The organism is Peptococcaceae bacterium 1198_IL3148 (assembly GCA_036763105.1).
GTDB lineage: Bacteria > Bacillota > Desulfotomaculia > Desulfotomaculales > Desulfohalotomaculaceae > JBAIYS01.
Window position 1 is genome coordinate 17508 of record JBAIYS010000007.1, and the last position, 20897, is coordinate 38404.

Consider the following 20897-nt stretch of genomic DNA (forward strand, 5'->3'; position numbering starts at 1 on the left):
GCAATATGATTCTTGAAACTTTGGCTGCATCCACCAAGATGCGTGTGGATGCAGCTAAAAGAAGAGTAGCCTTTGATGATTTGAAATCTCAAGTTTTTTATCAAGGAAAGGTAAAAGGCTTTTATAAACAGGCAGCTTTTGCATTTGAGAAAATACTAAAGAGTAAAGAAATTTCCTTCATATGTGAAGTAAAGAGGGCTTCTCCGTCTCAGGGGATGATAGCGCCGGCCTTTCCCTATCAAAAAATTGCTGTTGATTATGAAAAGGCCGGAGCCCATGCCATTTCGGTACTAACAGAGCCGGAGTATTTTAAAGGAAGTGATATTTATCTTAAAGAAATCAGCCAGTTGGTAAATATACCGGTGCTTCGCAAAGACTTCATTGTAGATGAGTATCAGATTTATCAATCAAAGTTGATTGGTGCCGATGCAGTATTACTAATCTGCGCTCTGCTGGATACAGATACCCTCAAGAGATATATCGGAATCTGTGATGAACTAGGTCTGACTGCTCTTGTGGAAGCCCATACCAAAGACGAAGTTAACTCCGCAATTGAGGCGGGAGCAAGGGTAATTGGGGTAAATAATCGCAATCTTAAGACCTTTGAGGTTGATATCCGCAATTGCATAACTTTGAGGGAACTGGTTCCTGAAGATACCATTTATGTGGCGGAAAGTGGTATTCAAACGCGAAATGACATCTCGGTGCTTAAAAAAGCCGGAGTAGATGCGGTTTTGATTGGAGAAGCACTGATGAAAAGTGCGGACAAAAAAGCTATGCTGTCATACCTAAGGGGCGGTAAGAATGACTAAGATTAAAATATGTGGTTTAATGCGGGAACAGGACATAGACACAGTAAATAAAGCCCTTCCGGATTACATTGGTTTTGTTTTTGCCCGGAGCAAAAGACAAATCGATGCTAACAAGGCAAAAACGCTGAAAACACGTTTGCACCCTTTTATAAAGGCAGTGGGGGTTTTTGTCAATGAAGAAATCGATAATGTCGTTAAGCTTTGCAACTCCCAGGTGATTGATATAATTCAGCTCCACGGCGATGAAAGTGAGGATTATATAAGGAAACTAAAAAATTGTGTTTCAAATAAAATTATCAAGGCAATCAGAGTGAAGGGTTTGGAAGACATAAAAAGAGCGATGAAATTTTCCTGTGACTACTTGCTATTTGATGCCTACCATGAAGGGATATATGGGGGCAGCGGTAACACCTTTGACTGGTCTATCATCTCTAATGATATAAACAAACCGTATTTTCTGGCGGGAGGTATTAATTCCGCCAATATAGTGCAGGCGATTGCACAACACAGCCCTTACTGCATTGATATAAGCAGCGGAGTAGAGACCCATGGGTATAAAGATCCACAGAAGATAATGGATATTGTAGCGAGGGCAAAGCAAAATCATGTAATTGGAAAAGGATGATGCATATGTCAAATGGAAGATTCGGAATCTATGGTGGCCAATATATTCCGGAGACACTGATGAATGCTGTTATTGAGCTTGCAGAGGCATATGACCGTTTTAAAGATGATCCAGAATTCAAGACAAAGCTTGACTGTCTTCTGCAGAATTATGCCAGCAGGCCTTCCCTGTTATATTTTGCTGAAAAAATGACCAAAGACCTGGGCGGGGCCAAAATTTATCTCAAAAGGGAGGACCTTAACCACACGGGTTCCCATAAGATCAACAATGTGTTGGGGCAGGTGCTCTTGGCAAAATCTATGGGCAAAACCCGTGTGATTGCTGAGACGGGAGCTGGACAGCATGGTGTTGCTACAGCAACCGCTGCTTCGCTTATGGGTATGGAATGTGAAATATTCATGGGCAAGGAGGACACCGACCGTCAGGCACTTAATGTTTACCGTATGAAGTTACTGGGTGCAAAAGTGCATGTGGTGACGAGCGGTACCCAAAGGCTGAAGGATGCGGTGAATGAAACCCTACGGGAGTGGAGCAGGCGTGTTGATGATACTCATTATGTACTGGGTTCTGTAATGGGGCCTCATCCCTTCCCTACCATTGTTCGCGATTTTCAAAGCGTTATTGGGCGGGAAGTGAAAAAACAAATATTAGAAATAGAAGGCAGGCTACCCGATGTATTGGTGGCATGTGTTGGCGGAGGAAGCAATGCCATAGGCCTTTTTTATGATTTTATTGACGAGCCAAATGTCCGCCTTATTGGCTGCGAGGCTGCCGGTCATGGCATTCATACCCAAAAGACGGCTGCCACAATGACAATTGGAAGGGTAGGTATTTTCCATGGCATGAAGTCATATTTTTGCCAGGATGAGTACGGGCAGATTGCTCCAGTCTATTCCATTTCAGCCGGCCTTGATTATCCGGGGGTAGGCCCCGAACATGCTTACCTACATGACATTGGTAGGGCAAAGTATGTACCGGTTTCTGACGATGAAGCTATAGAAGCCTTTGAATACTTGGCCGGTGTAGAAGGAATTATTCCAGCAATTGAAAGCGCCCATGCGGTTGCTTACGCTAAAAAACTGGCACCTGCAATGAGACCGGAGCAAATTATAGTGGTTGGCCTTTCGGGCAGAGGGGATAAAGATGTTGCCTCAATAGCACGCTACAGGGGGGTGCAGATCTATGAATAGGCTCCAACAGGTATTTGCCAATGGAAAAGCCTTTATTCCGTTTATAACTGCAGGTGATCCTTCGTTAGAAATAACTGAGCAATTGGTGCTTGGTATGGCAGAGGCCGGTGCTGACTTAATTGAGTTGGGTATACCATTTTCTGATCCGGTTGCCGAAGGACAGGTGATTCAGCATGCTAATATCCGTGCTTTAACTGCTGGCGTATCGGTGGACAAAATATTTGACATGCTCAAGCAAATTCGCAAGACATGTAATGTACCGATAGCTTTTATGACCTACACCAATCCGGTATTCGCATATGGTGCCGACAGGTTTTTGCAATATTGCCAGGCTACTGGTGTTGATGCGCTGATCGTTCCTGACCTGCCCTTTGAAGAAAAAGGGGAACTGATGCCATTCTGTTTGCAATATGGAGTTAGCTTAATTTCATTGATTGCGCCTAGCTCCAACAACCGTATCCGCATGATTGCTAAGGAAGCACAGGGGTTTGTTTATTGTGTATCCTCCATGGGGGTAACCGGTGTGCGACAGGACATCGGCAATGATGCACGGCAAATGGTAAAGCTCGTAAAGGAAGTTAATGATATTCCATGCGCAGTAGGTTTTGGCATTTCAACTGCGGAACAGGCAGCGACAATGGCTGAGTTTTCCGATGGCGTAATTGTGGGAAGCGCCATTGTGAAAATTGTGGAGCAATATGGCGCCCGATCTGTACCCCATGTTGTAGAATATGTACGCATAATGAAAAAGGCAGTCCGTAAAGGACTTTAACATCACAGAATAGCAGTGGCCCAGGCGCATTGGTTAAAAATTATGTTTAGTTTTTGTTGAATAAAAACTGTTGCTTAACCCACTATTTTTGTGTTACAAATGAATCAATTACTCTATGCCGGGGGGAATATCTTATATAATGAATGACGAAAAGGCGAGAATACTTACTCTGGTAGAAACAGGGAAAGTCACTGCTGCCGAAGGATTAGAATTAATTAAGGCCTTTGAAGCAGAAACAACTAATAATGATGAAAACAGTCAAGTGTTAATGTCCCGCAATGTAGCTAAAACATTACATGTGCGGGTTGAAGGGGATAAAGTTAAAAAGGCAAATATCAGCTTTCCATTAAACCTAATCAAAGCGGCGTCTAAATTTATGGGCATTGGCATGAACTTCATCCCCAAAGAAATCCGCATGGAATTAGAAAGCAAAGGTATTGACCTAAGCCAGCTGGACTTTGAAGAGCTAATTAAATTAATAGACCAAGGCTTAATCGTGGATAAACTGGTGGATATTGATGTGAACGATCCGGAAAAGGGGTTAATTAAAATAAAAGTATATGTGGAATAAGTGTTTTGTTATTATAAAATTAGAGTGCCGATGGCACTCTAATTTTATTTGGAGGGAAGGAGAATGACCATGACCAATCAACGGAGACTTTTTATAGCAGTTAATCTGCCCACTGACGTAAAAGGACAGTTACACCAACTACAACGTCAGCTTTATGTACTGGGTGGTGGTATTAAATGGGTGGAACCCTATAACTTTCATATTACTATTAAGTTTTTAGGAGAAACTGATCAACAACAATTATCGGTGCTGGAGGGGGCGCTGGCCCAATCAGTAATTGGCATTAATCCCTTTGGGCTGCACCTCAACAAATTGGGGACTTTTCCCCAAAGGGGAACACCGCGGGTGGTATGGGTTGGTCTGGGGGGAGATATAAACTGCTTAAAGACATTACAGCAGCAGGTAGAACATCGGTTGGCAGCGGTTGGCTTTGCCCCGGAAAAACGCAAGTTTTCTCCCCATCTTACATTGGGAAGGGTGAAAACAAATGTTGATGGGTTGCTAACGGCAATTACCACCATTAAGGCATTGGATGTCAATTTTGCGGTAAACTCGGTGGAACTAATGCAGAGTGTATTGACAGGGAAAGGTCCGGTATATAGTCGACTGGCAAGTTATGGTTTGGGGTAGCAGGTATTAAAAAGATTATGTGGAAATAGAATTAAGTAATTATCGCTGGAATAAAGTTAATTTAAACCTCTTAAAAAACGACTGTAAGTACTTAAGTGGTTAACTAGCTAAGGAAGGTGATTTTATCATGTTGATAATCGCATTAAACGGCAGTCCCCATACAGATGGCAACACTGCTTTCTTATTGCGGGAAGCATTGACAACAATAGAACAAGAAGATGGTGTAGAAACAAAATTTTTTCAAGTGTCAGAGGCCATCGCCCAGGCAAAACATCCCTTTTGTACCTGCTGTTCCACCCCCTGCAGTGGTGCATGTTTTAAGGGGACAATGCTAGAGGAAATGTATCAAGACCTGCGTAAAGCCGATGCTTTAATATTGGGTAGTCCGGTGTATTTTGGTACAGTGACTGGGCAAATGAAGGGATTTTGGGATAAAACTAGGCAATTGCGTAAAGAAAAGGCACTGGTGGACGTTGTAGGGGCAGCCATCACTAATGGTGGTTCCTATTATGGTGGTCAAGAAAGCACTGCCCGGGCATTGCAGGAAATTATGCTGACCCAAGGCATGACGGTGGTGGGAGATGGTTTTTATGGTGACGATGCCGGTCACCAAGCAGTCTGTGCCCAAAGGCCAACAGCAGAGGATCGGGTGGCTATAAAAAGGTGTAAAGTTTTGGCTAAAAGAGTGGTGGCGTTGGCCAGAGCAACGGCAGAAATGAGACGTATGCAACGGGAAGAATAAAGGGCAATAGCAAAGAATCTGAACGGGAGTGATGTTGTTTTGGAAAGTCGTTGTATTACCGAAGAACTGGAAGAGACGTGGTTGTCACCCTTTGCGGTTACCAGTAAAGCTAGCCGGGGCAGGGTGCATCCAGAAGAACAATGTCCGGTGCGAACTGTTTTTCAACAGGACCGAGATCGCATTATTCATTCCAAAAGTTTTCGCCGTTTAAAACATAAGACCCAAGTTTTTATTATTCCCGAGGGTGATCATTATCGCACCAGACTGACTCACACTTTAGAAGTTGCCCAAATCGCCCGCACCATTGCTCGAGCGTTGCGTTTAAATGAAGATTTAACTGAAGCCATTGCCCTTGGCCACGATTTAGGCCATACGCCCTTTGGGCATGGAGGAGAAAGCGAATTGGATCGGATATACAGCAAAGGCTTTAAACATAACGAACACAGCTTGCGGGTGGTGGATAAACTTGAAGGCCCTGGGGGGTTAAACCTAACTTGGGAGGTGCGGGATGGCATTGTTAACCACACCGGTAATAATCGTCCTGCCACCCTTGAGGGCATGGTTGTTAAATTTGCCGATCGCATTGGGTATATAAACCATGACATAGATGATGCTATTCGGGGAGGGATTTTAAAACTGTCAGATTTACCTCGCCACAGCCAACTGATCTTGGGTGATAAACATAGTGATCGGATTAATACAATGGTGATAGATGTAATCAAAAATAGCACCGGTAAAAGTAGCATTCAAATGAGTGACCAAGTAAGTCAGGCTATGAGCGAGCTGCGAAATTTCATGTTCGATCATGTGTATATTGGTTCAGCGGCCAAGCGGGAGGAAGATAAGGCCCGGTTGGTAATTCGTAACATTTATCAATACTTTTTAGAGCATCCGCAGCAGTTGCCACCGGAATATACTTGGAGCAATGAAATAGATTTGGAACGGGCGGTGGTGGATTACATTGCTGGGATGACCGACCGCTATGCTATCCGCGTATACCAAAAAATATTTTTACCCAGTCCTTGGGTGGATAAAATGGAAATGTTTTATATGTTTTAAATTATGGAAATACTATTGTTGTTCTATCTCTATTTGTCAATAAAAAAATGTCGAACTAGGGAAGGAAAAAGGCTAAGTGATAGCGAATTGTTGTTAAACTAAGATTTTAATAGAATTATATAATTGGCGAAACCACCCTTATAAAAAGCAGGAAAAAGCGATAAAAGAGCGAATTTGTACATTAAGGGTAAACATTTTATTAGAGGGGTGGTGTTTATGGGGTATATTCCAGAAGAAATTATTGAAGAAATTCTGCATAAAACAGATATCGTTCAAATAATTTCAGAATATGTATTATTAAAGAAACGTGGCAAAAATTATTTTGGCATATGCCCTTTTCACCAGGAGGATACGCCGTCCTTTAGTGTTACGCCAGACAAACAGATCTTTTATTGTTTTGGTTGTAACGCCGGTGGTAATGTCTTAAAATTTCTCATGCTGAAAGAAGGGATCAGTTACCCAGAAGCCATTCGCATGGCAGGTGTAAAAGTGGGGGTGCACGTTCCCGACCATTACAATACTAATAATACCCGAGAAAGCCAAGAAAGGCAACGGTCTTATAAAATTATTGCCACGGCCAGCAAATTTTTTCAACAACATCTATTATATCATAAAGATACCGAAGCACGAAATTATTTGCAGAGCCGTAATATTTCCAGTGACATGATCGAAACCTTTCAAATTGGCTATGCCCCTAGCGGGTGGAATAATCTGCTTAACTTTCTCGCTGCTAAAGGGGCCAAAGTGGATGAATTATTTAAATTGGGCTTGATTGTAAAAAGTCAGCAGGGCACCAATTATTATGATCGCTTTAGAAACCGAGTAATGTTACCCATTCACGATGCTGCTGGTAGAATAGTAGGTTTTGGCGGTCGGACAATAGATGGTGGTAATCCTAAGTACCTTAATTCCCCAGAAACACCCTACTTTAACAAGCGGCACTTGCTCTATGGATTGCATTTGGCAAGGTCTGCCATTCGTGACTGTGGCTATGCCGTTGTAATGGAAGGCTATTTAGATGTGGTGGCCGCGCACCAATATGGTATTAAAAATACAGTTGCCACCCTGGGTACAGCCTTAACTAGAGATCAGGTAAAGCTTTTAATGCGCTATACTGATGAAATTGTAATTTCTTATGATGCCGATGCTGCTGGGGTGCAGGCGGCTATTCGCGGGCTCGATATTATCCAACAATTGGGGTGCCGAGTAAAGGTATTGCACATTCCGGAGGGGAAAGACCCTGACGATTTTATTAGGGCCCATGGTGTTGATGGCTGGCACAAATTAATTAAATCCGCGTACAATTTAATAGATTTTAAATTGCATATCGCCTTTCGCAAGGGAATACCCACTTCTGTTCCAGAAAAAATATCGGTTTTGCAGGAAATTGTACCCAACTTGTCGAACATTAAAAATTCTGTTGAGCAGGAAGAAAGCATTAAAAAAGTGGCGTCAGCTTTAAGTTTAAGTTGGGAATCTGTTATTAGTGAATTAAAGCGATACCAAACAGATTTAGGAAAAAAATCCCCAAATGGGGATAAATTTGTTATCAAAACAGATAATAATATAAAAAGGAAAAGTAAGCTAACTGCCCGTGAACAGGCCGAATTTTTACTTCTTGGGATAATATTAACAGATTTTGAGCTTTTTTCAATAGTTAAACAAGAAATTAAGCTTGAGCATTTTGGCAGTGGCGAGAATCAAAAGATATACAGTTTGCTATTAAAGAGTACAGATGAGCAGAGAAGAGAACCGGCAATGTTAATGCAGCATCTAAATGAAAAGGAACAGAATACATTAAGCCGATTGTTAAGTCAGCAAATACCCGGTGAAAATCCGGTTGATATATTGAATGATTGTATAAAAATTATTAAAGAACAAGCTGGCAAAAAACATCAACAGCAGTTGTTGATGCGATTAAAAGAAGCTGAGAGGGCTGGGGATATGCAACAGGTCGCGGAATTATTACAACAGCTACAGCAGCTCAGTAATACTATGAATACAGATTTGCCCTAGAAGGGGGAAGAATTGTGAAACAAGATAAAAAACAAGAACAATTTATGAACTTATTGGAAAAAGGCAAAAAACAAGGATCTCTAAATTATAAAGAAATAATGGATGCCTTACAGGGTGTTGATTTAACACCAGAACAAATAGATGATATATATGAAAAGCTAGCCTCTATGGGTATTGAGGTTATTCCAGAGTCAAATGAAATTGAAGCACTGGATTCTAATGACATAGGCGTTGAAGATGACAGTGCAGAAGATGTTGATGTAGAGGTAGACCTAAGTGTTCCTGAAGGTGTTGGTATAGATGACCCTGTTCGGATGTACTTAAAAGAGATTGGCAGAGTGCCGCTTTTAACACCGGAACAAGAGGTGGAATTAGCCTTAAGAATGGAACAGGGAGACGAAGAGGCTAAAAGACGTCTGGCAGAAGCAAACTTAAGGTTGGTGGTTAGTATTGCCAAACGTTATGTGGGTCGAGGCATGCTTTTCCTAGATCTAATTCAAGAGGGTAACTTGGGATTAATTAAAGCGGTAGAGAAATTTGATTACCGCAAAGGATTTAAGTTTAGTACCTATGCCACTTGGTGGATTAGGCAAGCAATTACCCGGGCGATAGCCGACCAAGCCAGAACCATTCGCATACCGGTGCACATGGTGGAAACCATAAATAAATTAATTCGTGTTTCTCGTCAGTTACTGCAAGAACTTGGCCGTGAACCACTGCCAGAAGAAATTGCTAAAGAAATGAACATTACCGAGGAAAAGGTACGGGAAATAATGAAGATTGCCCAAGAGCCGGTTTCGTTGGAGACGCCCATCGGTGAAGAAGAAGATTCCCACTTGGGGGACTTTATTGAAGACCATGATGCTAAAGCTCCGGCAGAAGAAGCTTCATATACGCTGCTGAGGGAGCAATTGGATGGAGTATTACACACTTTAACTGACCGGGAACAACGGGTATTGCGGTTAAGATTTGGCTTGGATGATGGCCGGGCCCGCACGCTGGAAGAAGTTGGCCAGCAGTTTGGTGTTACTAGAGAACGGATTCGCCAAATCGAAGCTAAAACACTGCGTAAGCTACGTCATCCCAGTCGTAGTAAGAAACTAAAAGATTATTTGGATTAAAAGAAATCAAGAAAAAGGTATTGACCTAGAATTTAATAATATGTATAATATGTTTTGTTGATAGCGCTCCTCGATAGCTCAACGGTAGAGCAACCGGCTGTTAACCGGTAGGTTGTAGGTTCGAATCCTACTCGAGGAGCCAACTTAATCTCTAAATATGGGCCCATAGCTCAACGGTTAGAGCGCCCGGCTCATAACCGGTCGGTTCTAGGTTCGAATCCTAGTGGGCCCACCAATTCAAAATTGCTTTTCTTGGCCCCTTGGTCAAGCGGTCTAAGACACCGCCCTTTCACGGCGGTAACACGGGTTCGAATCCCGTAGGGGTCACCATGGGCGATTAGCTCAGCTGGGAGAGCGCCTGCCTTACAAGCAGGATGTCGGCAGTTCGATCCTGTCATCGCCCACCAAGCAAAAACACCTGGTATTTATGCCAGGTGTTTTTTAGTATACGAAAAAGGCAATTATGAATTTTGCATGAGTATTTGATGGGGTTTGATTTATCAAACCCACAGAACGTAGCATTTGTTGATAGATAATTTTTGTATTAAGGGGACGGTTCCCTTGACAAGGGCAAAGGAGTTTATCATGTTTTACAAACAAATCGATACTAATCAACAGTTAAATAGCGATCACGCTTGTTTTGATAATGAAATTGCTTTGCTTAAGGATAACATATTAAAAAATTACGGCATAGATATGAAAGTTAATATTAGATACAGCCGGAAATTTACCATGGTCACCATGTTGGACAAAGAGCAACCCCTTCCCGGAGACTGGCAAACAGAGTTCCAATTTCGTACCTGTGGTGTTAATAACAACGGAATATTTCTCAAATTTATTAGACTGCCCAAAGCTAAACAGCGCCTTGGTTTGGGTTCCTACTGTGTGCATTGGCTAGAGGACTGGGCCCAACGGTTTGGTTATAAATATATTGTTTTTAGCTCCAAAGGCACTGCCCAAGGTTTTTGGTATAAGATGGGTTACCATTGCAGTGAAGACCCGGATTTTATTAACGAACTTAATCCCGCTGTGCTTAAGAGGCAAAAAACCTCTAGAATTTAGTGACGTAACGTCGCTCAATTCTAGAAGTTTTTTATGCCTTTATTTTCTTTGGTTGTACCAGCCGCCGAAACCGGGGCCAAAGCCTCCGCCCCAGCCACCACCGAAACCGCTTCTGTAGCAAGGACCTTCACAAATCCAAGGACCAAATGGGTTACCGAACAGCGGACGGCAGGGACCGTTACAAATAAAAGTTCTAAAACCATAGCCTGGGAAACCGCCGTAGCCACCGCCAAAACCGGGGCCAAAGCCAGGCCCGTAACCCTGTCTGGTTTGCTCACGAGTTCTCAAAATAATCCCTCCTTTTGTAGTTGTAATAAAATATGATAAAATGTACTACAATGTTACATATATTTCCTAAATTATTTATTAAATGCAACCCAGCAAAAAAGGGATATATCAACTATCTGGAGAATGATTGAATTATGAGTAAAAATAAAATGGTTACTAATATGTTATCCAGCCGCTTGGCCACTTTAAGCAACTATGTTAAGCCAGGAAGTGTGATGGCTGATATCGGTACAGACCATGGGTACTTGCCTATTTATTTAGTAAAATCTGGAATTTGCCCCAAGGCAATTGCTTGTGATGTGCGGCAAATGCCATTGGAAACTGCAAGAAAGAATGTTTTAGCAAATTGTTTAGACAAAAAGATTGAGTTGCGGTTAGGTGATGGTATCCAGGTTCTAAAGCCTGGCGAAGTGCAAGTGGTTAGTATTGCTGGCATGGGGGGTAGCACCATTCGGCAGATATTAAGTGACAAACCAGATGTGTTAGCTGAACTGGACCGTTTGATACTACAACCGATGGGTGATGAAGAAAGCTTAAGACAGTGGCTACTGACCAATGGTTGGCGTATAATAGATGAAGAACTGGTGCTGGAGGATGAACGCCTTTATACGATTATTGTCAGCGAACAGGGTGCAGAACCATTGCCGGAACCAATTGTTTTAGAAATTGGCCCCAGGCTAATGGAAAAGCATCACTCTCTATTGCCTCAACTTATTGCTAGGTTACAGGATAAGTACAGGCTGATGATTAACGGTTTAGCTAAAAGCAATCGCGCAGAAACCCAAGCTAAATTAGCATTGGCCAAAAAGCGCCTACAGGATTTAGAGGAGGTGGCAACAAAGTGTCAGTAAAAAACAGAGACTTATTTCGGTTGATAGAAGAACTGGCACCAAAGCAACTGGCTGAAGATTGGGATAATGTTGGCCTCCAGGTTGGTAATGACATTGGTGAAGTCAAACGGGTATTAGTAACGTTGGATGTGGATGAAGCGGTTGTAAAGGAAGCAATAGAAAAGGAAATAGATTTAATCATCGCTCATCATCCACTGTTGATGAAGGGGATTAAGAGCATCAACATCGATAGCCCCAAGGGGCTGGTGTTGTCCCAGTTAATAAAAAATAATATCACTGTTTACGCTGCCCACACCAATCTAGATATTGCTGATGGTGGCGTTAATTCAGTGTTAGCTGACAAGCTGGGGTTACAAAACGTCGAAGTGCTGGCTGTAACCGGTAGCCAAAGATATATTAAACTGGTGGTATTTGTACCGATGGAACATCAAGAGCAAGTGAGAACAGCTTTGACTAATGCCGGAGCTGGTTGGATTGGAAACTACAGTGATTGTACCTTCCGCACCACTGGTACTGGCACATTTTTGCCCCGGGAGGGGGCTAACCCCTTTATAGGTGTCGAGGGAAAGGTGGAGCAAGTGGCAGAGGTACGGATTGAAACCATTGTGCCGGTGGAAAAATTAGCCGCTGTAGTAAAAGCTATGGAACAGGCTCACCCCTACGAAGAGGTGGCCTATGATGTTTATCCACTTAATAATCAAGGCCCGGTTTTTGGCTTGGGCAGAATTGGTACCCTAACAGAAGCGGTACCCTTTACTGAATTTGTATTGCAGTTAAAAGAAGCCTTAAATTTAAAGACAGTTAAAGTTGGCGGAGATCAGCAAAGACTAATTAAAAAGGTGGCACTGTGCGGTGGGTCTGCCGCTGATTTCTGGCCAAAAGCGTTGGCTAAGGGTGCAGATGTTTATGTATCTGGGGATGTCAAATATCATACTGCCCAAGACATGGTGGCAGCAGGTTTGTGCTTTGTGGACGGGGGGCACTACGGTACAGAGATTCCGGTTGTGCAAGTACTATGTAATTACTTAAAAACCCGTTGTGTTGAAGAAAACTTTAATGTGGAAATAATGACAACTAAATCATATCAGGAGCCTTTTGTATATTTATAGGATGGGGTATTTTAGCCTCATCCTTATTATTTTTTAGAGAGGAGAGATTATATGAATAGTGTTAGACAGTTATGGGATTTGCAACAGTTAGACTTGCAACAGATTGAGAAACAAAAACTCCTTAAAGAAAACAAACTGCTTAAAGACTTATGCTTAATAAAAAATGAAGTGACAACCGGTGTGGAAGAATTTAAAAAGCAAAAGGCCGACTATAAACAGTTAAAAATGGCAATAACTGTTTTAGAAGCTCAAGTGCAGGAGTTAAAAACCAACATAGAGCATCTCAACGACAAATTGAGTGATGGCAGCGTACCTAATCATAAGGACGTGGCGGTGATTTATGCAGAGGTGCAGCAGTTACAACAAAGGATTGTGGATATTGAAAATGAAGAGTTAATTTTAATAGAAAAACAGGAAGACAGTAAAAGTAAGTTAGAACAAAAGTCAGCATATTTAAAAGAGAGAAAAGCCTTATATGATCAATTAAAAGCAGATTATCAAGCCTTTAAGCAAGATCTGAAACAACAAATTGCTGTAATTATATCAAATAAAGAGCAGTTAAAGTGTGCGATTAAGGATGATTCTATGCTGCTATATCAAGGATTACTTAAAAGGTATCTCAATCCAGTGGCGGTAGTAAAGGACGGTATTTGTGGTGGCTGTCACCTGGCATTAACTGCCCAACAAAGGAATCAATTACGGGTTGCGCAAAGCCTTGTTAAATGTGATCATTGTGGTCGACTGATTTTTATTAATGATAAAGACTTGATTTCCATTAATGACCATTGAAGTACCAGGACATGGATGTTATAATATAATTTTCAGAACAGCTCAATAATGCGAGTAAGTTAGATGATCGCGGGTACCATACCGAAAGGTGGTACTCGAGGAAAGTCCGAGCTCCATCGGGCAGGGTGCTGGATAACGTCCAGTGGAGGCGACTCCAAGGATAGTGCCACAGACATGTAGACCGCCTAAGTCTGGTTAGCCAGACCGGCAAGGATGGAACGGTGCGGTAAGAGCGCACCAGCGGCTAGGCGACTAGTCGGCTAGGTAAACCCCACCTGGAGCAAGACCGAATAGGGGAACAATGGGGCGGCCCGTCCTGTTCCCGGGTTAGGTCGCGTTGAGGCGTTAGGCAACTGGCGTCCCAGATAGATGATCATCCAAGACAGAACTCGGCTTACAGATTTGCTCGCATTCATAATTAAAGAGTTATGGGAAACTGGCTGACGTATATTTATACATTGGGCCAGTTTTCTTTGTGTTATAGTATTAACGCTTATATAATTATTATATACATTGGGAAAGATTTTCGGTGAAGTGTGTGTGACATCAAACCACCTAATCCAAATTATCCCACTATAGGATCGAAATTAATGGGCAGTGATATAACTTATCTTATCTTATTAGCTAGTTAAGTTCAGTTAAAGAAGATAAGATAACTGGAGGGGAGGAATTTATGGTGTGTACAGTAAAATGTAATAATTGTGACTGGGTTGGAGAAGAGGAAGTGGATTGTCAACAGTAAACTAGACAACTTTTTTAAGGTGCGTAAATTTATATTGCATAGGTGTCATATAACCGAGTGTGCTATGAATTCGAATATGGTTATACCAATGAACATAGTCATCTAGCTCACTAGTTAGTTCTTCTAAACTTCCAAAATGACAACCTTTTACAAACTCTGTTTTAAAAATTTTAAACATTGCCTCTGCTACCGCATTATCATATGGACATCCTTTCATGCTTAGGGATCTCTTGATATTGAAAATTTCTAGTGCATCGTCTATGAGCTTATTTTTAAACTCATTACCACGATCGGTATGAAACAGGCATATTTGGTTTAAATTGCCCTGAATAGTGGATATGGCTCGGTAGACTAGTGGTGCATCTTTATTAGGACCAGCACTGTAACCGATAATTTCCCTATTAAAAAGGTCAACTAATAGACATACATAATTCCAGGTCATACCGACACGTACGTATGTTAAATCACTAACCACAACGGATAACTGTTCTTCTTGCTTAAATTGTCTGTTGAGTTCGTTTGATACCGGGGATTCGTTACAATTTGTTTTATGCGGTTTGTATTGAGCCACAGTGTATTTTGATACTAGGCCATTTTCCTTCATGATTCTGCCAATTCTCCTACGGGAAGCGATGAATCCTTTCTTTTTTAGCTCGACTTTGATTTTACGTGTTCCATAGTTCTGGCGGCTAGCATGAAAGATGTCTATGATGGCTAATACAAGTTTGTCCTCTGGTTCCCTTTCTTTTGCTTCATAATAATAGGTACTTCTAGGTAGTTGTAGGACTTTGCACATTGCTGATATCGAGTATTTGTGTTGGTTTTGCTTTATCACAATTACTTTCGTCCTAGTATCAGCGCAGCTTGCTTTAAAATGTCGTTCTCCATTAGCAATTGTTTGTTTTCTTTACGTAGCTTGGCTAATTCGACCTGCTCTGGTGTTAGATTATCTTTTTCTTTAAATGAACCTGTCTTTTGGCTTTGTTTAATCCATTTATCTAAAGCTGATGGTGTTAATTCGTATTCACGGATAATTTCTTTCCTAGGCTTGCCGTTATTATATAATTGCACCATCTGCTGTTTGAATTCATCTGTATAGGTTCTTCTTTCTCGTCTGGTCATAGTAGCCTCTCCTTAGTTTTAATATTAATAGTCTACTTGACCTTAAAAAATCTGTCCAGTTAAGTGTAACCTATCCACACTCTATTTATAGAATATCATAAGCGTAAGCAACGTTGTTAATGCTACCAAAGTGATGAAAACCCTTTATATTATAGAGAAAAATCATCACTTTCCTAGTAGATGTAAGATGAAGTTATTCAACGATATTTGTGATTTCCCTAACCTGCCTTATATACAACCAGACATTCCTCTGGGTATTAGTGTTGGTTATTCTACCCTCTGTGATTTTCATTTGGTTGGTTTTAAGCTTATATAATACCTTGTGAAATTTGACGTGTTTTTGAAAATTGCATATTAAAACGTAACCCGTTAGTATATAAACTAAGGGTTGATATTTTAATTAGCCTGCAAAGGGGAATTCCATTAGCAATTGTCTAAGGGTACGTAACGCACCGCTTAGACAATCCACGTCATAAAGCGATTAGAAAAAAGGGGGACAACATGGTTACACCATATCTGGTTTTTAACGGTAATTGTAGTGAGGTTTTAGATTTCTATCAAAAAGCGTTTAAAAGCGAAATTGGAACGGCAATGCCATACGGAGAATATGTTCCAAATGATGTTGAGAATCCACCATCTGATTTAAGTACCTGGATTTTACACGCTGAAATGCAAATCTGCGGAACAACTTTTTGGTTTGCTGATGAAATAGGGATTTCGGCAAAGGGGAATATAGTTCGACTAACCGCAACCATACCTACACACAAAGAGGCACAGAAAATATTTGATCGGCTGAAAGAAAGTGCCAGGATCACGCTTCCACCGACTGAAACATTTTATAGCACATTCCATGCAGCCTTGACTGACAAATTCGGAGTCGATTGGAACATCGTAGCGGAAGAGGCACCAAAGCTCAAATAACGGTTGCTGAATCTGATTCGTATTCTCTATATTTAACGACATAACTCATGGCAGTTCACAGATTTTGATGCGTTTAGTAAAATTAATGCAAATTAGCAAGTGAGAGTGGGGTGGAGTCGCTGAAAAGATCATTATACATTATTATTGGACTGCTATTTCTGTTTTCAGTTGGTTGTGGTAAGAGCGCTAGTGGAGATGAAAAGACTGCCGAAAACTATGTAAAATCTCAAGGTTATGAGATTGCTTCTCGTATCGGGGAAGTAGGTAAATATACTTTAGAAAAAAGTAAACTTCATGGGGGAACGGGAACTATACCATATCAACAAGCGTGGGGTGTACAGAAGATAGAACCAGAAAAATATTTTGGCAAAGAAATTGTTAAATATGGCTTTACTGTAAAAATCACCCAATACAAAAGCGAGATAACAATGCTAAAAACGGGGTAAACGTTTACGTTATGTTATCAGATGGTAAAATTATTGGCGGATATTCGTGCCCAAATGCTAATGTTGTAGGAGCATCTTACTATTCTATAGATGGAAGGACATTAGAAGAGGTAACAGGTTTAAGTTTTCAACAATGGCAGGAGAATTGGAAAAAGAAATATGGTAGTTAAAGCTAGTATCGTATATTCCTATAAACTGATATGACTCGGGAGTACTTTAAGAAATGATTATATAAACGGGAGTATAAACCAGCAAATAGAAAGTTGCATCTGAGCTTTCACTTTCAAGTAAAGTAAGATATTCTGTATTGAAAAATTTATGTCTTTCCAAGTAATCAGAAACTTCTTCATCTTATTTCAGCTTATAAAATTATTTGTAAAAAGTACCTATAAAAGCCTCAGTTCAATTACTAAAGATAAAAAGAAGAACTGTTTAATTGTTCCTCCTAAACAGTTCCCCTTTGTATTTATCTCTTATTTTCTTCCTAATGTGTTTACAGCATCTAAAAGTCGCTCAGGTGTGGTATGGGTATAAATGAGGGTGGAATTTATGTCGCTGTGTCCTAACACCTCTTTCATTGTAACAATATCCACCTTATTTTTGATGAGCAATGTTGCACAAGTATGTCTTAACCAGTGAGGCGTTATTTTTTTAATAGCGGCCTTAGTAGTATGGTTGTTCAATACCCTCCGAAGGGTATCTGCGTTAACACGGTTCCCGATCCGATTAGTAAAAACAGCCTGATTAGTTAACGGAAGCCGTGATTGAAGGTATACCCAAAGATGTTCTTGTACATCTTCATTCATTGGAACAACCCTATCTTTACTCCCCTTACCATTATATATAGTAATTGAGGCATTCTTGAAATCAACGTCAGACCAGTTGAGCTTGATTAATTCAGAGCGTCTTAAACCCATAAAAGCTAACACCCGTAGTAAAGCACTATTTCTTTTTTGGAATATGCTAGTATCATTGTCTGCCACATATAGAAGTAAATCGAGCTCTTCTTGTGTTAAGAACTTGGGTATTTTTTTGTGAACCTTCGGTAGATCTACTCTAGCCATAGGGTTTGTAGTTAAAATTTCCTCATTAACAAGGTAGTGGAAAAAGGAACCAAATGAATCCAGTCTCCTTTTTATGGTTGTTGGGGAATATCCTGCTCGTTTGAGCCAGACAGTGTACCTTCTTAATATTTTTGCATCAATTTGTGTGATATCATCCTCAAGGTTGTATTTGTCAACTGAAAACTGCACCAAAATATAATTAAAAACTACACCACCTGGGTCAAAAAAATTATTGTTGCTCAATCCACTGTTTCGTTTCCTTTAGCCTAAATGAATTGCCGTTCATATTGACTATGTAGGCCTTATGAGTTAGGCGGTCAATCATAGCTGCTGTCATCACTGGGTCTTGAAAAATCTCATCCCATCTATCAAATGATAAGTTAGTTGTGATAATAACCGACTTTCTACCAGCTCTTAGAGATAAATGTGTAAATAATAGCTCTGAACCCTCCTTATCAAAGGATATGTACCCTAATTCATCTGCCACAACCAAGTCATATTTTTCAAATTTGTTTCCCAATGCTTGAAGCATTTTTTGAGAGCGGCTTTCCTTAAGTTGGTTTATGAGCAGTGGCACGGTTGTGAAGAGCACTCTATAACCAGCAATACAAGCTTTGATACCTAAGCCTATGGCCAAATGGCTTTTACCAGTCCCGGGATTACCGGCCAAAATCAAATTTTGACCGGTTTTAATAAATTCTAGGGAACTTAAAACCTTTAGCTTCTTTTGGGCATCTTCGGGCAAATCTTCTACTATTAAGTCCTCTAAATATTTCTTGTATGGGAAATTGGCCAACCTAATCCGGCTCTGTTTAGCATTTTCACGCCTATGATCTGCTTCTTTTTGCAAAATATTAAACAGAAATTGCTCATAACTTATGTCTCTTAGATTAGCTTCTTTAATTTCGGAATCAATACTGCTCTTGATGGTTGGCAGTTTTAAATATGTTAAAAGGGGTTCCAATTCCTTTAATACGGCTTTTTGCTCTTTGCTGCCATTCATACTATCACCGCCGGTTTAAATTTGTTACTTGCTTCAGGTATAAGTGAATTAAATTCATCTAACATTTCAATGGATTTTTGGGTAGTTTCTGAACACTTAGTATTATCCACAACCAAACTAACCTGCGGGCTTGTTCTGTTAACTATGGCCTTTATTTTATCTGTACTAATATCTAAGGGGCTAATCCTTTCCAGGGATTTGATAGCTTCTTCAATCTTTTCCAGCCCTTTTTCCAGCACCAGCTTAATCAGGTCTATAAATTCTTTTTCCTTTTTGATATAATACTGATGGTATATTTTTTGGAGCCTAGGGTTAGCTTGTCGCAGTGCTGTGCTTGAAGCTAATGCCCCGGGCTTTCTTTGTAATGTCTCCAAGTAATGATCAATCTTAATGCTCCACTCATTGAATCCTAATTTCCTGCTATGCTCTGCAATTTTAGCCCCCTCGTAGAAACACTTAACACAGTCAGAGTATACCTTCACAAATACCATTTTACCTACGTGTTGCTCCGGAACGGAATAGTGGCAACTATCTACTGTAATTGTTGAGTATTTGTCCACTCTATGGTCGGCTGCCCTGGCAGCATCATACATAGGCATTTTAGGTAGTAGCCATTCTTTTTCTTGTCTTAAAATTTCAAATGCAGTCTGGTTGTTGTTTAGTTTTTGTGGTTTGTTATTTAATTTAAAACAAACTTCTTCTAGGTAGTTGTTTGCTTCTTCAAGTGATTCAAAGCTATCCCTGAAGGCAAAGGCCTTACGTCTTACATACTCAACGCTACGTTCTACGTGACCTTTCTCGTTTCCAGCCCGTATATTGCAAAACCTAAATTTAAAACCATAATACATTGACAGTTTTAACAAGTTATCAGTTGGTTCTTTTTCATTACTTCCTACAAATTTTTTAATTACTACTTTCATATTGTCATAAACCATCGTTCTATAAACACCATTAATACCATCAAAGAATAGGGCATGGGCCTCATTAAAACAGGCGGTATCTTGTTTGGTAAATAGTCTGGAATATCTGAAGTTACCTTTTGCTCCTGTAAAAACAGCCATTTGGTATGTTTTAAACCCAGCACCAAGATCTAGTTTGACTTCACCCCAATCAAATTCACAAATATCCCCCAACTCGTACTCTGCTTTTATATAGGCTTCGCCACCTTTATTCGTTAGTTTTCTAATTGTGTTGCAAACTGTGGGGTAACTAATATCATATCCATCAGCCATAAGTGCTTCATAAATATCAATTTTCTTCTTTTGCTGCTTGGCTTGTCCTCTAGCTCTTTTTTGTTCGTTTTCTTTTAGGTAATATTTAATTTTATCAACAATCTCATCAGTTAGCTTTCGTTTACTTCGGTTAGCACTGTTGTATTTAGGCTTTTCAACTATATAGTCAGTTAATTCTTTTACATCAATGTTATTATCTGCTTGTAATAGCTGATTACGCCTTTCTTCATAATCCCGCACATATTTGGTTACAGTCCGTCTATTGATACCAGTTTCTTTGGAAATTGCTCTTAATGATTTCCCATCTCTAAAAGCGGAGATAACAATATGCTGCTTTTCACTCAAAGTTATCACTCCGTTTTGCTCCCTCCATAAAGTTATTTACAGAGGGTATTTTACTTTTTAGTGGTGTATTTTTCAATTATTATCCTGGTGTACTTTTATTTTATTACAAGCAGAAGGTAGTTTTCGACAAGAAAACGGTAAAAACAGCGAGCATCGAGGTTATAGGCTACGAGTGTGCCTTTTGCCTGCTCTTTTGCTTCTTGGTATTCAAGAAACAGGTCATGGGCGTCGAATAGTTTCATTATAAAAAGGCCTCCTTTAAATTTAGGCCCTTGCATAAATATACATTCAGTTAATAAATATTCACAGCTTCCTATAACCCCAGAAAATTTACTTACGAGCTTCGGAGAACTCGGCTTACAGACTTGCTCGCACAATTTTTTAA

23 protein-coding genes, 4 tRNA genes and 1 other RNA gene are annotated in these 20897 nt (G+C 40.4%); 22 read left to right on the forward strand and 6 right to left on the reverse strand.

Annotation, left to right across the window (positions count from 1 at the left end; genetic code table 11):
• Positions 1–5 precede the first annotated feature (5 nt).
• From trpC to V6C27_08115, 15 genes are all read left to right on the forward strand, one after another.
• Positions 6–812, forward strand: a complete 807-nt coding sequence (gene trpC / locus V6C27_08045; GenBank protein ID MEG6616371.1) for an indole-3-glycerol phosphate synthase TrpC — start codon at positions 6–8, stop codon at positions 810–812.
• On the forward strand, positions 805–1437 hold the full coding sequence (locus V6C27_08050) for a phosphoribosylanthranilate isomerase (protein ID MEG6616372.1): 633 nt from the start codon (positions 805–807) through the stop codon (positions 1435–1437). The genes trpC and V6C27_08050 overlap by 8 nt, the downstream gene beginning before the upstream one ends.
• Before the next feature lie 5 nt (positions 1438–1442).
• Positions 1443–2627, forward strand: coding sequence for a tryptophan synthase subunit beta (trpB, locus tag V6C27_08055; protein ID MEG6616373.1), 1185 nt, complete (start codon positions 1443–1445; stop codon positions 2625–2627).
• The gene (gene trpA, locus V6C27_08060) at positions 2620–3399 is read left to right on the forward strand and encodes a tryptophan synthase subunit alpha (GenBank protein ID MEG6616374.1); all 780 of its coding nucleotides are present in this window, start codon (positions 2620–2622) and stop codon (positions 3397–3399) included. The genes trpB and trpA overlap by 8 nt, the downstream gene beginning before the upstream one ends.
• A 139-nt stretch (positions 3400–3538) precedes the next feature.
• Positions 3539–3970, forward strand: a complete 432-nt coding sequence (locus tag V6C27_08065) for a hypothetical protein (protein ID MEG6616375.1) — start codon at positions 3539–3541, stop codon at positions 3968–3970.
• A 63-nt stretch (positions 3971–4033) separates the two neighbouring features.
• Positions 4034–4600: an RNA 2',3'-cyclic phosphodiesterase gene (gene thpR / locus V6C27_08070; protein MEG6616376.1), complete on the forward strand. Its 567-nt coding sequence runs from the start codon at positions 4034–4036 to the stop codon at positions 4598–4600.
• A 127-nt stretch (positions 4601–4727) separates the two neighbouring features.
• Positions 4728–5342, forward strand: coding sequence for a flavodoxin family protein (locus tag V6C27_08075; protein ID MEG6616377.1), 615 nt, complete (start codon positions 4728–4730; stop codon positions 5340–5342).
• Between the two features lie 39 nt (positions 5343–5381).
• Positions 5382–6401, forward strand: a complete 1020-nt coding sequence (locus V6C27_08080; GenBank protein MEG6616378.1) for a deoxyguanosinetriphosphate triphosphohydrolase — start codon at positions 5382–5384, stop codon at positions 6399–6401.
• Positions 6402–6617: 216 nt separating this feature from the next.
• A complete protein-coding gene (gene dnaG / locus V6C27_08085; protein ID MEG6616379.1) occupies positions 6618–8417 on the forward strand; it encodes a DNA primase in 1800 nt (599 codons plus the stop codon).
• Positions 8418–8431: 14 nt separating this feature from the next.
• The gene (rpoD, locus tag V6C27_08090) at positions 8432–9538 is read left to right on the forward strand and encodes an RNA polymerase sigma factor RpoD (protein MEG6616380.1); all 1107 of its coding nucleotides are present in this window, start codon (positions 8432–8434) and stop codon (positions 9536–9538) included.
• Between the two features lie 67 nt (positions 9539–9605).
• Positions 9606–9680, forward strand: a tRNA-Asn gene (locus V6C27_08095).
• Positions 9681–9697: 17 nt separating this feature from the next.
• A tRNA-Ile gene (locus tag V6C27_08100) sits at positions 9698–9773 on the forward strand.
• 19 nt (positions 9774–9792) lie between these two features.
• Positions 9793–9868 (forward strand) — tRNA-Glu (locus tag V6C27_08105).
• A 1-nt stretch (position 9869) separates the two neighbouring features.
• Positions 9870–9945, forward strand: a tRNA-Val gene (locus V6C27_08110).
• 178 nt (positions 9946–10123) lie between these two features.
• Positions 10124–10600, forward strand: coding sequence for a hypothetical protein (locus V6C27_08115; protein MEG6616381.1), 477 nt, complete (start codon positions 10124–10126; stop codon positions 10598–10600).
• A 39-nt stretch (positions 10601–10639) separates the two neighbouring features.
• Here the strand turns inward: V6C27_08115 and V6C27_08120 are convergent, their stop codons facing one another.
• Complete coding sequence (locus V6C27_08120) at positions 10640–10888, reverse strand: hypothetical protein (GenBank protein ID MEG6616382.1); 249 nt, start codon at positions 10886–10888, stop codon at positions 10640–10642.
• Between the two features lie 134 nt (positions 10889–11022).
• Here V6C27_08120 and V6C27_08125 point away from each other — a divergent pair, with 134 nt between their 5' ends.
• The 4 genes from V6C27_08125 (at position 11023) to rnpB (ending at position 14050) form a co-directional block, all read left to right on the forward strand.
• Positions 11023–11739, forward strand: a complete 717-nt coding sequence (locus V6C27_08125) for a class I SAM-dependent methyltransferase (GenBank protein ID MEG6616383.1) — start codon at positions 11023–11025, stop codon at positions 11737–11739.
• Positions 11730–12848 carry a Nif3-like dinuclear metal center hexameric protein gene (locus V6C27_08130; protein MEG6616384.1) on the forward strand — a complete coding sequence of 373 codons (1119 nt, stop codon included), beginning with the start codon at positions 11730–11732 and terminating at the stop codon, positions 12846–12848. The genes V6C27_08125 and V6C27_08130 overlap by 10 nt, the downstream gene beginning before the upstream one ends.
• A 51-nt stretch (positions 12849–12899) precedes the next feature.
• The gene (locus V6C27_08135; GenBank protein MEG6616385.1) at positions 12900–13637 is read left to right on the forward strand and encodes a C4-type zinc ribbon domain-containing protein; all 738 of its coding nucleotides are present in this window, start codon (positions 12900–12902) and stop codon (positions 13635–13637) included.
• A gap of 51 nt (positions 13638–13688) precedes the next feature.
• An RNA gene (gene rnpB, locus V6C27_08140) (RNase P RNA component class A) lies at positions 13689–14050 on the forward strand.
• Between the two features lie 330 nt (positions 14051–14380).
• On the opposite strand, the gene V6C27_08145 is transcribed toward rnpB, so the two are convergent.
• Positions 14381–15501 (reverse strand): IS3 family transposase gene (locus V6C27_08145; protein MEG6616386.1). Its coding sequence is split into 2 segments (ribosomal slippage): positions 14381–15252 and positions 15252–15501, totalling 1122 coding nucleotides; the frame shifts between segments, so codons are not numbered across the junction.
• A 501-nt stretch (positions 15502–16002) separates the two neighbouring features.
• Between V6C27_08145 and V6C27_08150 the strand changes: the two genes are divergently transcribed.
• The 3 genes from V6C27_08150 (at position 16003) to V6C27_08160 (ending at position 17038) form a co-directional block, all read left to right on the forward strand.
• Positions 16003–16422 carry a glyoxalase/bleomycin resistance/extradiol dioxygenase family protein gene (locus V6C27_08150; GenBank protein MEG6616387.1) on the forward strand — a complete coding sequence of 140 codons (420 nt, stop codon included), beginning with the start codon at positions 16003–16005 and terminating at the stop codon, positions 16420–16422.
• Positions 16423–16532: 110 nt separating this feature from the next.
• Complete coding sequence (locus tag V6C27_08155) at positions 16533–16868, forward strand: hypothetical protein (protein MEG6616388.1); 336 nt, start codon at positions 16533–16535, stop codon at positions 16866–16868.
• Between the two features lie 11 nt (positions 16869–16879).
• Positions 16880–17038, forward strand: coding sequence for a hypothetical protein (locus V6C27_08160; GenBank protein MEG6616389.1), 159 nt, complete (start codon positions 16880–16882; stop codon positions 17036–17038).
• Positions 17039–17341: 303 nt separating this feature from the next.
• On the opposite strand, the gene V6C27_08165 is transcribed toward V6C27_08160, so the two are convergent.
• The 4 genes from V6C27_08165 to V6C27_08180 form a co-directional block, all read right to left on the reverse strand.
• Positions 17342–18175 carry a tyrosine-type recombinase/integrase gene (locus V6C27_08165; protein MEG6616390.1) on the reverse strand — a complete coding sequence of 278 codons (834 nt, stop codon included), beginning with the start codon at positions 18173–18175 and terminating at the stop codon, positions 17342–17344.
• Positions 18162–18935 carry an IS21-like element helper ATPase IstB gene (gene istB / locus V6C27_08170; protein ID MEG6616391.1) on the reverse strand — a complete coding sequence of 258 codons (774 nt, stop codon included), beginning with the start codon at positions 18933–18935 and terminating at the stop codon, positions 18162–18164. The genes V6C27_08165 and istB overlap by 14 nt, the downstream gene beginning before the upstream one ends.
• On the reverse strand, positions 18932–20521 hold the full coding sequence (istA, locus tag V6C27_08175; GenBank protein ID MEG6616392.1) for an IS21 family transposase: 1590 nt from the start codon (positions 20519–20521) through the stop codon (positions 18932–18934). The genes istB and istA overlap by 4 nt, the downstream gene beginning before the upstream one ends.
• An 86-nt stretch (positions 20522–20607) precedes the next feature.
• Positions 20608–20754: a hypothetical protein gene (locus V6C27_08180; protein MEG6616393.1), complete on the reverse strand. Its 147-nt coding sequence runs from the start codon at positions 20752–20754 to the stop codon at positions 20608–20610.
• Positions 20755–20897: the final 143 nt, after the last annotated feature.

Excerpts from the sequence above, each read along its gene's own strand:
- trpC (MEG6616371.1), top strand. The coding sequence starts at position 6 with ATGATTCTTGAAACTTTGGCTGCATCCACCAAGATGCGTGTGGATGCA.
- V6C27_08050 (MEG6616372.1), top strand. The coding sequence starts at position 805 with ATGACTAAGATTAAAATATGTGGTTTAATGCGGGAACAGGACATAGAC.
- trpB (MEG6616373.1), top strand. The coding sequence starts at position 1,443 with ATGTCAAATGGAAGATTCGGAATCTATGGTGGCCAATATATTCCGGAG.
- trpA (MEG6616374.1), top strand. The coding sequence starts at position 2,620 with ATGAATAGGCTCCAACAGGTATTTGCCAATGGAAAAGCCTTTATTCCG.
- V6C27_08065 (MEG6616375.1), top strand. The coding sequence starts at position 3,539 with ATGAATGACGAAAAGGCGAGAATACTTACTCTGGTAGAAACAGGGAAA.
- thpR (MEG6616376.1), top strand. The coding sequence starts at position 4,034 with ATGACCATGACCAATCAACGGAGACTTTTTATAGCAGTTAATCTGCCC.
- V6C27_08075 (MEG6616377.1), top strand. The coding sequence starts at position 4,728 with ATGTTGATAATCGCATTAAACGGCAGTCCCCATACAGATGGCAACACT.
- dnaG (MEG6616379.1), top strand. The coding sequence starts at position 6,618 with ATGGGGTATATTCCAGAAGAAATTATTGAAGAAATTCTGCATAAAACA.
- V6C27_08115 (MEG6616381.1), top strand. The coding sequence starts at position 10,124 with ATGTTTTACAAACAAATCGATACTAATCAACAGTTAAATAGCGATCAC.
- V6C27_08125 (MEG6616383.1), top strand. The coding sequence starts at position 11,023 with ATGAGTAAAAATAAAATGGTTACTAATATGTTATCCAGCCGCTTGGCC.
- V6C27_08135 (MEG6616385.1), top strand. The coding sequence starts at position 12,900 with ATGAATAGTGTTAGACAGTTATGGGATTTGCAACAGTTAGACTTGCAA.
- V6C27_08150 (MEG6616387.1), top strand. The coding sequence starts at position 16,003 with ATGGTTACACCATATCTGGTTTTTAACGGTAATTGTAGTGAGGTTTTA.
- V6C27_08160 (MEG6616389.1), top strand. The coding sequence starts at position 16,880 with ATGTTATCAGATGGTAAAATTATTGGCGGATATTCGTGCCCAAATGCT.
- istB (MEG6616391.1), bottom strand. The coding sequence starts at position 18,935 with ATGAATGGCAGCAAAGAGCAAAAAGCCGTATTAAAGGAATTGGAACCC.
- V6C27_08180 (MEG6616393.1), bottom strand. The coding sequence starts at position 20,754 with ATGAAACTATTCGACGCCCATGACCTGTTTCTTGAATACCAAGAAGCA.